The organism is Ruegeria sp. BG9 (assembly GCF_056538305.1).
In genome coordinates this window covers 206047-219736 of record NZ_JBQFSY010000006.1, presented here as the reverse complement: position 1 = coordinate 219736, position 13690 = coordinate 206047, and the positions used below count along the sequence as shown (strand labels likewise).

Here is a 13690-nt window from a genome sequence, read left to right as displayed (position 1 = left end):
CGAATGTGAGTGCAGTTCCACCGCGACGTTGAGGCATGTCGAGGCTCGGGCTTGCAGCAAGCCGCACGGTGGGCTTATCTGCGCCTATGACCAAACCTCGCTACACATCGCTCGCCCAATCCCTGCCCGCAACCGTCCCGTTTGTGGGGCCGGAAACGCAGGAGCGCCAACGCGGTGCCCCCTTCAAGGCACGGCTTGGTGCGAATGAAAGCGTGTTTGGCCCCTCGCCTCGAGCAATTGAAGCGATGCAACGGGCCGCCAGTGAGATCTGGATGTATGGTGATCCCGAGAATCACGATCTGCGCCATGCGTTGGCTGCGCATCACAGAGTTACCCCCGAGAATATCGTGGTGGGCGAAGGCATTGACGGGCTGTTGGGCTACTTGGTGCGACTATTGATCGGGCCGGGCGACGCGGTGGTGACTTCAGACGGGGCCTATCCCACATTCAACTACCATGTGGCGGGCTTTGGAGGCGTTTTGCACAAGGTTCCCTATCGCGACGATCACGAAGACCCTGCCGCTTTGTTTGCCAAGGCCGCAGAGGTGGATGCCAAGCTGGTCTATCTGGCAAACCCCGACAATCCGATGGGAAGCTGGCGTTCGGGCGCCGATATCGTGGTCGCGATGGAGGCTCTGCCCTCAGGATGCCTGCTGGTTCTGGACGAGGCCTATGTCGAATGTGCGCCTGACGGCACTGCTGCGCCTGTTGTCGCCGATGATCCCCGTGTGATCCGGATGCGGACGTTCTCCAAGGTGTACGGGATGGCAGGCGCGCGGGTGGGCTATGCCATCAGTGCCCCCGAATTGATTGCGGCGTTCAACAAGGTACGCAACCATTTCGGCATGAACCGGGCTGCGCAAGCCGGCGCGCTGGCGGCACTTGAGGATGGCGACTGGCTGTCAGAAGTGCAGGCCCGGATCACTGAGGCTCGGGATCGTATCGAACGCATTGCGCAGGCCAACGGTTTGATCCCGTTGCCTTCGGCCACGAATTTCGTTGCGATTGACTGCGGGCGTGACGGGGTGTTTGCGAAGGCCGTTCTGGACTCTCTCGTCGAACAGGGAGTGTTTGTGCGAATGCCATTTGCGGCCCCGCAGAACCGCTGTATCCGGGTGAGTTGTGGTGGAGAGGCAGAGATGGCGGCTTTTGAAGCGGCCTTGCCTTTGGCCTTGGCGCAAGCTCGGGCGGTCTAGGGGGCTGTCTGCCCCCATCGCGCCAAGGCGCGAGTCCCCCCGAGGATATTTTGGCCAGATGAAGGGGCGGATCGGCGCTATGTGGCCAGTGTCGCGGCGGCGGCTTCCAGCGCGCCTTGGCCGCGGGGGATATCAAGTGCCGCCATGGCGGTTTCCATGCCACCCAGCATCGCCATGATCATCTGCGCGTTGACGTGCCCCATATGACCGAGGCGGAAACAGCCATCCCAATCCTCCATTCCCAAGCCGATGCCCAGCGTCAGACCAAGCTGGTTTTCGGTGTAGTTGCGCAGCGGCGTGCCGCGCCCCTCGGTCAGGCGTAGGGCGGTGACCGCATGGCTGCGATGGGTTGGGTCGGCGACGTTGAAATGAAGCGCTCCGCCTTGCGCCCAGACATCGCAGGCGGCCCAGATGGCTTTGGCGAGGCGCTCATGGCGGGACCAGACGTTTTCGAGACCCTCGCCATGGATCAGGTCCAGCGCGGCGCGCAGGCCGTAGAGGTGATGGGTGGGCGCGGTGCCATTGAAATACTGATAGAAAAGCTCTGGGTTTGCGCGCGGTTGCCAATCCCAATATTGCGAAACGCGCGGCATTGAAGCACGTTTCGCCTGCGCTTTTTCGTTGAAGAAGACAAAGCCGGTGCCCGCCGGGGTCATCAGGCCCTTCTGGCAGGCTGTCACGGTGACATCGACTCCCCATGCGTCCATCTCAAACCGGTCGCATCCCATCGAGGCGATACAGTCGGCCATCAGGAGTGCGGGGTGGTTCAAGTCATCAAGCAAAGCGCGTAAACCCGGAATGTCATTTCGGATTGAGGTGGACGTATCCACATGGACGGCAAGCACGGCCTTGATTTTGTGTTCTTTGTCGGCATTCAGCTCCTCAGCGATGCGGTCAAGAATCCAGTGCGAAGTCAGGCCGAAGTCTATCAGGTCGACCTTGGCACCGATCCCCTCGGCCATCTCGGCCCAGCCATGGGTGAAACGACCCGAGGCTGGGGCCAGAACGGTTTCTCCGGGGGCGATCACATTCGACAGCGCGGCCTCCCACGTGCCGTGGCCGTTGGCGATATAAATGGCGACGTCGTGCTGGGTACCAGCCACGCGCTTGAGGTCTTGCGTCAGCGCGGGCATCATCTCGATCAACGCGCCATCGTAGATGTTGGGAGACGGGCGGTGCATGGCCTGCAACACCGCGTCGGGCATCACCGAAGGGCCCGGAATGGCCAGATACTCGCGCCCTTGCACGAGGGAGGTTTGGTTTGTCATGAGGGTAACCTGCTTAACTTGTGGCCTACCCTAGCGTTTCGCCTTGCGGCGTCAATCCGTCAGGTGGGTCGCCTCACGCGCAAGCGCTTCGATCCCGGACCAGTCGCCCTCTTCAACCATCTGCTTTGGCGCGACCCAGCTGCCACCGGCGCAGACTACGTTGGACAGCGAAAGGTAGTCGCGGGCATTTGAGGGCGATACTCCCCCTGTGGGGCAGAAGGTGATCTGAGGCAGGGGCGCCCCTATGGCTTTCAGCGCCGGTGCACCGCCCGAGGCCTCGGCGGGGAAGAATTTCAGCATGTCATAGCCCTTTTCCAGCAGGGCCATCGCCTCACTCGCAGTGGCCGCGCCGGGTAAAAGGGGCAGGCCTTCGGCCTCGCATGCCGCGATCAGGGCATCGGTCGCGCCGGGCGAGACGCCGAACTGCGCGCCGGCCTCTTTGGCGGCGCGGACGTCTTCGGGAGTGACCAGCGTGCCTGCGCCCACGACACCTCCGGGCACAGCGGCCATGGCGCGGATCACGTCCAGCGCGGCGGGGGTGCGCAAGGTGACTTCTAGCGCGGGAAGACCGCCTGCGACCAGCGCCTCGGCCAAGGGGCGGGCGTGTGCGGCGTCATCGACAACCAGCACCGGAACGATTGGGGCCAGCGCGCAGATCTCGCGGGTGCGTTGGGTTTTGGTCATGGGTTAAACTCCGAAAATGCTGGCACCTGTGTCGGCGGACCCGACATTCTGGCGGAACGCGCCGAAGAGGTCGCGACCAACGCCGTGCTGGTTGGCAGACAGATCAGCAGTCGCTGGGCTGCGGTCGAGGACGCCGGGTGTGAGGATTTCCAGCTCACCCTTGACCGCATCGACGCGCAGCAGATCACCGTCTTGCAGATAGCCGATGGCACCACCGTCCAGCGCTTCGGGGCAGACATGGATGGCGGCGGGAACCTTGCCCGACGCACCAGACATGCGGCCATCGGTGACCAGAGCGACCTTTTGGCCTCTGCCCTGAAGGATCGACAGTATCGGCGTCAGCGAGTGCAGCTCGGGCATGCCGTTGGCCTTTGGACCCTGGAACCGAACAACGACGATGACATCATCGGTGAACTCTCCGGCCTTGAAGGCGGCTTTGACGTCATTCTGGTCGTGGAACACACGGACAGGTGCTTCGACCACTTGGTGCTCGGGTGCCACAGCCGAGACCTTCATGACGCCGGTGCCCAGATTTCCGGTCAGGCGCGACAGGCCACCGGTTGGCTGGAACGGGTCCTTTGCTGGGCGCACGATCTTTTCATTCAGGCTATGGCCTGCGCCGTCTTCCCAGACCAACTCGTCGTCTTTCAGCTTGGGTTCTTTGGTGTAGTTGTGAAGCCCCTGCCCCGCGACGGTCAGTGTGTCGGGGTGCAACAACCCATCGTCCAACAGCGTGCTTATGGTAAAGCCCAAGCCCCCGGCGGCGTGGAAGTGGTTCACATCGGCCAGACCGTTGGGATAGACCCGCGCGACCAGAGGGACCACTGCGGAGATGTCGGAAAAATCCTCCCAATCCAGAACGATACCGCCTGCGCGCGCCATGGCGATAAGGTGGATCAGCAGGTTGGTCGACCCGCCCGTGGCCATCAGGCCAACGATACCATTGACGAAGGCGCGTTCATCAAGGATCTGACAAACCGGCGTGTAGTGATTGCCCAACGCGCTGAGAGACAGGGCGCGGCGCGCACCCTCCTCGGTCAACGCATCGCGCAGAGGCGTGTTGGGATTGACGAAACTTGAGCCCGGCAGGTGCAGGCCCATGAACTCCATCAGCATCTGGTTGGTGTTGGCGGTACCGTAGAAGGTGCAGGTGCCGGGGCCATGGTAAGCTGCCATTTCAGCCTTCATCAGGGCGTCGCGACCAACCTCTCCGGCAGCGAATTGCTGGCGCACCTTGGCTTTTTCGTCATTCGGCAGACCGCTGGTCATCGGACCAGCCGGCAGGAAGACGGCCGGAAGATGGCCAAAGGCCTGCGCGCCGATGATCAGGCCGGGCACGATCTTGTCGCAGACCCCAAGAAACACCGCCGCGTCATAGGTGTTGTGGCTGAGCGCCACGCCCGTCGCCAGCGCGATCACATCTCGCGAAAACAGAGACAGCTCCATCCCCGCCTCGCCTTGGGTCACGCCGTCGCACATGGCGGGAACCCCGCCTGCGACCTGCGCTGTACCGCCTGCCGCGCGGATCGCCTGACGGATCAGCTCGGGATACCGCTCGAACGGTTGGTGGGCCGAGAGCATGTCGTTATAGGCGGTGACGATGCCAAGGTTCCCAGCCGTACCGGTTGCCATCGAGTTTTGGTCCTCACCCGCGCCGGCATAAGCATGCGCCTGACCGCTGCAGGACAGATGCGCACGGGCGGGGCCTTTGGATTTGGCCTGTTCCATCCGCTCAAGATGCGGGCCACGCAAGTCGGCGCTGCGGTCCATGATCCGTTTGGTGACGTCCGAAATAACTGTATTGACCATGATTACCCTCCGATCTGACGCCAGCGGCGTCCATCGCGATGCATCAGCATCAATGCTTCTTCGGGCCCTGAACTGCCCTGATCGTATTTTGCGGGCTTGTCGCCACGCTCTTCCCAACCGCGAATGATGGGATCAACCCAGGCCCAGGCGGCCTCGGCCTCATCCCCGCGCATGAACAGGGTTTGATCGCCGCGGATCACGTCCATGATCAGGCGTTCATAGGCGTCAGGCGATTGCGCGCCATCGCCCAGCGCATCGGCAAAGCTCATGTCGAGCGCCACGTCGGACAGACGGAACCCGCCCTGCCCCGGTTCCTTTATCGTGGTGCGCAGAGTGATGCCCTCGTCCGGCTGCAGACGGATCACCAGAACATTGCCGTGCAGAGGCCCCACATTGGGGAAAATCGTATGCGGCGGGTCGCGGAAAAACACGGCGATCTCTGACTCGCGCGCCCTCAGGCGTTTGCCGGTGCGTAGGTAGAACGGCACCCCCGCCCAGCGCCAGTTGCCTATATGAGCCTTGAGCGCAATGAAGCTTTCGGTACGGCTGGCGGGATCGCCGACATGATCGAGATAACCGTCGCCGCCCTTATCTGTGCGATACTGACCACGCGCGATATCCTTCGGCTCGACAGGTTCGAGCGCTTCGATCACCTTGACCTTTTCATCGCGCACCGCGTTTGGCGCGAATTTCGAAGGCGGCTCCATCGCGGTCAGACAGAGAAGCTGCACCAGATGGTTCTGGATCATATCCCGCATCGCGCCGGATTGGTCGTAGTAAGCACCGCGCCCTTCGACCCCGACAGTCTCGGCCACAGTGATCTGCACGTGATCGACATGGGTCGCGTTCCACAGCGGCTCGAACAGCGAATTGGCAAAGCGCAGCGCCATCAGGTTCTGCACGGTTTCCTTACCCAGATAGTGGTCGATCCGGTAGATTTGGTGTTCTTCGAAACAGGCGCGCAGCCCCTCGTTCAAAGCCTTAGCCGAGGCCAGATCATGACCGAAGGGCTTCTCCACCACGATCCGGCTGTCAGGCGTGGCAAGCCCGTGATCATTCAGACGCTGTGCAATGCCTGAGAACAGGCTGGGCCCAACAGACAGATAGAAAGCCCGCACCACATCCGGGCGCAAGGCTTTAGCCAGATCGGACCAACCCGCATCGCCCAGCGCATCCACCGGCACATAGTTAATATGGGTCAGAAAGCGATCCAGAGTTTTCTTGTCGTAACTCGGCGCGAATTTATCCATCGACGCGCGCAACTGGTCACGAAACCCATCACTGTCCATGTCGGACCGGGCGGTCCCGATGATCCGCGCATCCTCCGGCATCTGGCCCATTTCAAACCGGTGATACAGCCCTGGCAAGATCTTGCGCTGCGCCAGATCGCCCGTCGCGCCAAACAGCACGAGGTCGAACGGGTCTACCGGGATGACGCGTGAAACCATTATCAGCTTCCTTTTATGCTTCCTGCCTCAAGAAGCAGAACCTCAGTCGCGATGTGGGTCGCTGGCACGGCCCTGAATGTTATCGCTAACATTTCAACCGCTGGATACGGAACCTTGAAATAAAAATCAAGCCCGGAATCCCCAATAGGCCGACTGATGGGTCACGATTGCGACCGCAACCACTCCATGACCGCCGGGCGCACGGATTGCTCACCACGATGACGTGCATCCGCGATGATCTTGCGGACGTCCTGCAGGTTCGATCTCAGCAACAGGCTTTTGACCGGCCCGATCGAAGCCGGACGCATGGACAAAGTGCGGATACCCATCGCAGCCAGACACAGTGCCTCAACTGGGCGACCGGCATCCTCACCACAGAAACTCAGCGGCGTATCCGAGATGTTGCAACGCTCTACGATCCGTTCGATGAAGCTGAGGAAACTGACGTTCAACGTGTCATATCGACGGCGCACCAGCTCGTTTTCACGGTCGGCGGCAAAGAAGAACTGTTTCAGGTCGTTGCCCCCGATCGAGATGAAATCCACCTCGTCAAAGAACTTTTGCGGTGAGAACGCCAGCGACGGCGTTTCCAGCATCGCCCCCACTTCGAGCGTTTCCGGCAGGATATGGCCAAGACGCTTTTCACGCTCGATGGTTTTGTTGACCTCCCATCGGGCCTCGCGGAACTCCTCGGCCTGCGCAACGAAGGGGAACATGATGGTCAGTGGGCGGCCATTGGCGGCGCGCAACAGGGCCTGCAACTGCATCCGCATCACGCCGCGCTTATCCAGACCAACGCGGATCGCACGCCAGCCCAGCGCCGGGTTCGGTTCCGCCACGTGCTTCATGTAGGGCAGAACCTTGTCAGACCCGATATCGAGGGTCCGGAACACAACGCGCTTTTCTCCGGCCGCGTCCAGAACCCGCTGGTATTGGGTCACCAGCTCAGACCGTTTCGGCATCTGGTTGCGGATCAGGAATTGCAGCTCGGTCCGGAACAAGCCAACCCCTTCCGCGCCCGAGTTCCCGAGCGAGGGCAGATCGGCCATCAGGCCTGCGTTCATCGCCATGTTGATCCGCGCGCCATCCTGCGTAACCGTCGGCGTCTCCCGGATCGAGGCATAGCGTTCCTGCGCCTTGGCCTGCATCGCGATCTTGTCGCGAAACGCGCTGACCACCGAGTCTTCGGGACGCAGATGGACAACGCCATTGTCCCCATCGACCAGAATGTGGTCGCCGTTCAGAGCTTCGGTCGTGATCCGCCCGACATGCACGACCAAGGGGATCGCCAATGCGCGGGCAACAATCGTGGCGTGGCTACCGACCGAGCCTTCCTCGAGCACGATCCCCTTCAGGGACCGGCCATATTCCAACAGGTCTCCGGGGCCGATGTTGCGGGCGATGAGGATCGGATCGGGCGGCAGATCGGCGCTGTCAGTCTTGCCCTGCCCCGTCAGGATGCGCAGCAAGCGATTGCTGAGGTCATCCAGATCCGCCAGCCGTTCCCGCAAATAGGGATCGGTCACCTGCCCCATACGGGCACGGGCCTGCGATTGCTCTTTCTCGACCGCGGCCTCCGCGCTGAGGCCGAGGGCGATGTCTTCCTCCATCCGCCGCATCCAGCCCTTGGAATTGGCGAACATGCGGTAGGCTTCCAGAACTTTCAGCTGCTCTTTGTCGCCGTTCTGCGAGATTTCGAGCATCTTGTCGACGCCGACGCGCAGCTCCTCGACCGCCTCATTCAACCGCTCGCTTTCACGGTGCGGGTCTTCGGCAATCGGGTTGGTCACGACGACGCGCGGCTCATGCAGCCAGACATGCCCTTCGGCAGACCCTTCCTGCGCCGGACCGCCAGTCAATTGCACCGATTGCTGGTGCAAGGGAGAAAGGGCCGCGCCTTCGCCAACGAACGCGCCCAGTTCGGCCATCTCAGCCAGAACCATCGCGACGACTTCCAGCGCATAGATCTCATCCGCGGAGAATTCACGCGCGTCACGGGACTGCACCACCAGAACGCCCAGTTTCTGACCGAGCCGCTGTACCGGCACCCCGAGGAATGAGGAAAAGCGCTCCTCGCCCGTTTCCGGCATGAACCGGAAGCCTTTGGCCGCGGGCGCATCCGCCGTGTTCACAACCTTGCCGGATTTGGCCACCCGGCCCACGAGACCTTCGCCCAGACGCATCCGTGTCTGGTGGACGGCTTCGGGCGATAGGCCCTCGGTCGCGCAAAGCTCAAGGGTTTCTTCGTCACGGAACAGGTAGATCGAGCAGACCTCGCAACGAATGCTATCGGCAATCAACTGCGTGATGCGGTCGAGACGCTCCTGACCGGCCGCCTCGCTCGCCATTTCCTCGCGCAGCCGAACCAGCAGCTTGCGGGATTCTGTTTCCGTACCGTCCGCCATGGCCCAACCCAATTAGTGCGTCAGGCGAAACCTTTGGCCGATGAGCTTAGGCCGCCTTGTCCAGTTCAAAGGCATCATGCAGTGCCTGAACAGCAAGTTCCATGTATTTCCTGTCGACAAGGACGGAAATTTTGATCTCGGAGGTTGTAATGACCTTGATGTTGATCCCCTCATCCGAGAGAACCTTGAACATCTTGGCCGCAACACCCGATTGCGAGCGCATGCCGATGCCCACAACCGAAACCTTGCAGACGTCTTCGTCGGCCACCAGCTCGGCATAGTTCAGCTCACCCGCATCCTTGATCGCCAGCAGCGCTTTTTCGGCGCGCGCAACCTGATCGGTTGGGCACGAGAAGGTCATATCCGTGCGCCCCTCATCCGAGATGTTCTGGACGATCATATCCACATTCACGCCCTCATCGCTGAGCGCGGTGAAGATGATCGAGGCGATGCCGGGGCGGTCGGCCACGGAAACGACGGTCATCTTGGCTTCGTCACGGGAATAGGCCACACCGGCCACAACATTGGATTCCATGATATCCTCCTCGTCGCAGACCAGCGTACCGGCCTCGTCGGATTGTTCTTCGAAACTTGAAAGAACGCGCAGTTTCACCTTATAGCGCATCGCCAGCTCAACCGAGCGGGTTTGCAGCACTTTCGCGCCCAGTGACGCCAGTTCGAGCATTTCCTCGAACGAAATCCGGTCCAGCTTGCGCGCCTTTTCGCAGATACGCGGGTCGGTCGTGTAGACGCCATCGACATCCGTGTAGATGTCGCAGCGCTCAGCCTCGAACGCGGCAGCAAAGGCCACAGCGGTCGTGTCCGAGCCACCACGGCCCAGAGTCGTGATCCGGCCTTCGGGGCTGATGCCCTGGAAACCGGCAACCACGGCCACTCTCATGCCTTCGCCGAACTTTTGGTTCAGGTTGTCCGTCGGAATTTCCTCGATCCGGGCCGAGGAATGTGCACCATTGGTCAGTAGAGGCACTTGCCAGCCCTGCCAGCTGCGCGCCGGAATTTCCATCTCCTGCAACGTCAGCGCCATCAGACCTGCGGTGACGTTTTCGCCCGATGACACCACAGCATCGTATTCGCGGGCGTCGAACAGTGGCGAGGTCTCGTTCACCCACCCCACCAATTCGTTGGTTTTGCCGGACATGGCCGAAACGATGACGATGACGTCATAGCCCTTTGCCACCTCAACGCCGATGCGCTTTGCCGCGCGGCGGATGCGGTCAAGATTGGCAACCGATGTGCCACCGAATTTCATCACGAGTACGGGCATGGGGGCAAGTGTCTCCGCGCCTTGGATTTAAAGTCCCGAGCCTCATATGCGAGGGGGACACCAAGAGCAAGGGGCGCTGCATAACAGATATTGCGTCAAGGGGCCGCTTTACTTTCCGAAAACGCAATGTCAGCCTAGCGCCAAAGCAATTCCAAGAGGTTATTCATGCTTCGTTTCGCAACCGTCCTTGCCGTGATCGCATCCCCAGCCCTGTCCCAGCAGGCCAGCGTGGCTGGCACCGATGGACAGAACGCGCTGGGTACGGTTCCCTGCGCCGGCAGAGCCGGTGATCCGCTGCAAAGCTGCAACGCCGAGCTGCGCCGCCGTGATGATGGCACCGCAACATTGGCCGTGATGTTGCCCGGTGGTGATGTTCGCAGAATTTACTTCACCGATGGCATTCCGGATTCCAGCAGCTCGCCCTCACCGATCAACCATGAAGTTCGGGGCGACATCATGGTGATTTTCATCGAACCCGGCGAAGTATATGAACTGCCCAAGGCCGCGCTGAACACTCAGTAGGCGTGAGGCTTCCCGTCGTAGGTTTCGAAACAACCTGTGTTGTCCAGCGACAGCGCATCGAAACGCTCCATCAGGCCAGCGACGGCCTGATCCACATGGATGTCCGCCGCTGAGCCACCCATGTCGGTCTTCACCCAACCGGGGTGATAAATGCCCACTGCAATCCCATCCGCCTTTAAGTCGGCCGCCAGATTACGCCCCAAATTCAACGCCGCCGCCTTGGAGGCGCGGTAGATATAGCTGCCGCCCGGCGCGCGGGTGTGCGAGGCCATCTGAGACGACATGATCGCAATCCGTCCGCCAGCCGCGCGCAGATTGGGCAGCAATGACTGCACAGTCAGGAAAACGCCAGTGACATTGGCCGCAAAACTCTGCGCCCACATCTCGGCGGGGTAGTCATCAATGCTGTGACCTTTGTCCAAATAAACGCCCGCATTGCAAATCAACAGGTCGACCGGCTGCCCTTTAAGCTGGTCTGCCATCGCCGCCTGCTGCGCCGGATCGGCTACGTCCAACTGAACCTCGGCGCTGCCATCACGCGCAGTTCCCATGACGCCATGACCCTGCGCGCGATACCGCTCTGCCAGAGCCCATCCAATTCCCCGATTGGCTCCGGTAATCACGACATGCATGGGTCAGTTTGTCTTTCTGCTGGGAATAAAGGGAAGTGGCGCAACCGGTACCCCGTCTTCGATCAGGGATTTCGCCTCATCCGGTTTCACTTCGCCATAGATCGAGCGCTCGGGTGCTTCGCCCAGATGCATCTTGCGCGCCTCCGAGGCGAAGTCATGGCCCACATAGTCCGAGTTTTCTTCGACCTTGCGGCGTAGTTCGGCCAAGACACGTTCAACTTCAGTAGGGGTGCTGGTCACGTTGATATCATCCGATGACGGTTTTGGCATTTGCGCCGTCTTCTTGGCATCCCGCGCAGGCCGGACACGCGGAGTCATGATCGCCTTTTCAACATGCGCACATCCACATACCGCGCATGTCACCATGCCCGAGGCTGCCAGCTTGTCGTATGCTTCGGCAGATTGGAACCAGCTGTCGAAACTATGGCCCTTGCTGCACTTCAACGCGTATTGAATCATGGTCCGTCCAAAATGTCGGTTGGCGAATAGATACCGACCGAAACTCCAATATCAAGTCTCTCAATATTAAGTTTAGTGTATTCGGGGCGCAAATTTGCGCAAAATATCGGCAAGATCGGGCGAGTTGACTTTCGATGCGGCCTTTTGAAGCGTACACCATTTGCGTTTCCGTTGCCCTGTCTCAGGAAAACGACTCTGAACCTGATCCACATGCAGCGGGTAGACATCCACCGCGCAAAGAACCGGTCCACGCTTGGCACAGGTTTTGGCCATCGAGAACTGGCCAAGCTTGACCGGCACACATGTGCCAATCACGCCCGCCTCTTCCCACGCCTCCTGAGCCGCGGTTTCCGAGGCACTTAACCCATCAATCAACCAACCCTTCGGGATGATCCAGCGCTGCGCTTTGCGGGAGGTTATCAACAGAACCTCAGGACGACCCCGCAACAGCCGATAGCACAACGCGGCTGCCTGAGGCAGGACCGGAACCTGCCCCACATTGAGGTCTAGACTGGACGCCCGAGAAACTTTCATCGCGCCACACTCACTTTCGCATCAGATCAGTGCCCGTATACCGCGTTTTCTATTAAGCTTTTGTATCGCGGCTTGTTAAACTTAGTATACCACATGATGCGGCAGCGACCAAATTTAACCGCTACATACGCGCACTGAGCCTGCGAACCAGAACATCGTGCGAGATATCAGCGTCCATCGCCAACCGGCGCAAACCAAAGTGAACATGGGCGATCTGCTGGTAGTAGCGGGTGTAGATGTAATTCGTCCCACCCCCCGCAAGCGCCCCCAGAACCGGTACGGATTGCGCCGCCAGTTTCTGACCCAACACAACCGATAGCTTCGGAGCCACAGCTGCAATCAATTTCTTCATCGCGGGGCCTGTCAGCGTCAGTCGCACGGAAAAGAACCCCAAATCCGCTCCGTCATCGTGTGACAACGGACCCGCTGCCGCCAACACCCGAACACAGTCGAATTTCACGTTTTCTTCAGCCGGATCAAAGCCTTCGCGCGCTGCCGCGCCCTGGATTGAGCGCAACAGCATGGCCGTGGTCGCTGGCAGCTCAACCAAGGCGGTGGACAGGCCACCCAATCCGCCCGCAGCGCCCATCGCCGTTGTCACGGCAGTGTTCACCCAAGGGGCCTGATCGGGCACGATCTGCCGCGAACCTTGTGCCGCCTGCGTCGCCATCCAAAGGGCTTGTTCGGTCGCTCCGGTCAAGCCGTCGCGCAGGGGTTCGGGCAGTTGGTCCAGCAGGGATTCCGCCGACCCGCCCAAAGCGTTGAGCAGTTTGACACCCGCCCCACCGGCCGAGCGGTAGTGTTTCGCCAAGCGATCCAATTCCGCATCCGCGTCGACACTGTCGATCAGTATAACATCCTGCATCCGAACCCTCCGTTCCTTGAAAGATCGGTATTTCGGCGCGGTGTTTCAATAGCTCAGCGCGTCCAGCGGGTTACGGCTCCGGTAATATTGTCCCACTTTCCGGGGCTCAGAGCCATGCCCAAAACACGCTCTGGGTTGGTTGGCGGCGGCATCTCAACCTCCGTCAACGGCGTGAACCCAAAACGGGCGTAATAGGGCGCGTCGCCGACCAGCATGACCCGGTCCCACCCCTTTTCCCGCCCCGTTTCAACGCCGGAATGGATGAGGTAGCCGCCAAGCCCCTCGCCCTGATGCGTGGGGTGAACTGCAACAGGACCCAATAGCAAGGCGTCATGATCGCCAACATGAACAGGCCAGAACCGGATCGCTCCGGCCAGTATTCCTTGCCCGTCACGCGCAACCAAAGACAAACCCGCCACCGGAGGTACATCATCGCGCAAACGGTAAGAGGAAAGCGCCTCGCGCCCCGGCGCAAAGCACAGATCATAGAGGGCTTCGACCTCCCACCAATCCTGCGGCTCTTCCGGCCTGATCGCGAATTGCTGCACGCCTGCCCTCTTTTCCTAGCTGGCAATCGCCCTAG

The 13690-nt window shown here is 60.7% G+C and carries 13 protein-coding genes; 2 read left to right on the top strand and 11 right to left on the bottom strand.

The features are described from left to right. Positions 1 to 86 precede the first annotated feature (86 nt). A complete protein-coding gene (locus ACR0I8_RS12335) occupies positions 87 to 1196 on the top strand; it encodes a pyridoxal phosphate-dependent aminotransferase (RefSeq protein WP_170691189.1) in 1110 nt (369 codons plus the stop codon). Between the two features lie 77 nt (positions 1197 to 1273). Here the strand turns inward: ACR0I8_RS12335 and ACR0I8_RS12330 are convergent, their stop codons facing one another. The 6 genes from ACR0I8_RS12330 to ACR0I8_RS12305 all read right to left on the bottom strand — a co-directional run bounded on the left by ACR0I8_RS12330 (position 1274) and on the right by ACR0I8_RS12305 (position 10095). Then, the gene (locus ACR0I8_RS12330; protein WP_170691187.1) at positions 1274 to 2464 is read right to left on the bottom strand and encodes an aminotransferase class V-fold PLP-dependent enzyme; all 1191 of its coding nucleotides are present in this window, start codon (positions 2462 to 2464) and stop codon (positions 1274 to 1276) included. A 51-nt stretch (positions 2465 to 2515) separates the two neighbouring features. Then, entirely contained in the window at positions 2516 to 3148 is a 633-nt protein-coding gene (locus ACR0I8_RS12325) for a bifunctional 4-hydroxy-2-oxoglutarate aldolase/2-dehydro-3-deoxy-phosphogluconate aldolase (protein ID WP_170691175.1), read from the bottom strand. A gap of 3 nt (positions 3149 to 3151) precedes the next feature. Beyond that, positions 3152 to 4957 (bottom strand): phosphogluconate dehydratase, encoded by a 1806-nt coding sequence (edd, locus tag ACR0I8_RS12320; protein WP_480703213.1) that lies wholly within the window; start codon positions 4955 to 4957, stop codon positions 3152 to 3154. Positions 4958 to 4959: 2 nt separating this feature from the next. After that, positions 4960 to 6405 carry a glucose-6-phosphate dehydrogenase gene (gene zwf / locus ACR0I8_RS12315; RefSeq protein WP_170691173.1) on the bottom strand — a complete coding sequence of 482 codons (1446 nt, stop codon included), beginning with the start codon at positions 6403 to 6405 and terminating at the stop codon, positions 4960 to 4962. 161 nt (positions 6406 to 6566) lie between these two features. After that, positions 6567 to 8810: a phosphoenolpyruvate--protein phosphotransferase gene (gene ptsP / locus ACR0I8_RS12310; RefSeq protein ID WP_170377909.1), complete on the bottom strand. Its 2244-nt coding sequence runs from the start codon at positions 8808 to 8810 to the stop codon at positions 6567 to 6569. Between the two features lie 46 nt (positions 8811 to 8856). Then, positions 8857 to 10095 (bottom strand): aspartate kinase, encoded by a 1239-nt coding sequence (locus tag ACR0I8_RS12305; RefSeq protein WP_170377908.1) that lies wholly within the window; start codon positions 10093 to 10095, stop codon positions 8857 to 8859. A 165-nt stretch (positions 10096 to 10260) separates the two neighbouring features. On the opposite strand from ACR0I8_RS12305, the gene ACR0I8_RS12300 reads away from it, so the two are divergent. Then, the gene (locus ACR0I8_RS12300; protein WP_170377907.1) at positions 10261 to 10617 is read left to right on the top strand and encodes a hypothetical protein; all 357 of its coding nucleotides are present in this window, start codon (positions 10261 to 10263) and stop codon (positions 10615 to 10617) included. On the opposite strand, the gene ACR0I8_RS12295 is transcribed toward ACR0I8_RS12300, so the two are convergent. The 5 genes from ACR0I8_RS12295 to ACR0I8_RS12275 form a co-directional block, all read right to left on the bottom strand. After that, a complete protein-coding gene (locus tag ACR0I8_RS12295) occupies positions 10611 to 11249 on the bottom strand; it encodes an SDR family oxidoreductase (protein WP_170691171.1) in 639 nt (212 codons plus the stop codon). The genes ACR0I8_RS12300 and ACR0I8_RS12295 overlap by 7 nt on opposite strands. Positions 11250 to 11252: 3 nt before the next feature. Beyond that, positions 11253 to 11708 (bottom strand): DUF1178 family protein, encoded by a 456-nt coding sequence (locus ACR0I8_RS12290; RefSeq protein ID WP_170377905.1) that lies wholly within the window; start codon positions 11706 to 11708, stop codon positions 11253 to 11255. A gap of 72 nt (positions 11709 to 11780) precedes the next feature. After that, complete coding sequence (locus ACR0I8_RS12285) at positions 11781 to 12242, bottom strand: NUDIX hydrolase (protein WP_170377904.1); 462 nt, start codon at positions 12240 to 12242, stop codon at positions 11781 to 11783. 121 nt (positions 12243 to 12363) lie between these two features. Further along, positions 12364 to 13107 (bottom strand): EcsC family protein, encoded by a 744-nt coding sequence (locus tag ACR0I8_RS12280; RefSeq protein ID WP_170691169.1) that lies wholly within the window; start codon positions 13105 to 13107, stop codon positions 12364 to 12366. A gap of 53 nt (positions 13108 to 13160) precedes the next feature. After that, the gene (locus ACR0I8_RS12275) at positions 13161 to 13655 is read right to left on the bottom strand and encodes a GNAT family N-acetyltransferase (protein ID WP_170691168.1); all 495 of its coding nucleotides are present in this window, start codon (positions 13653 to 13655) and stop codon (positions 13161 to 13163) included. Positions 13656 to 13690 lie beyond the last annotated feature (35 nt).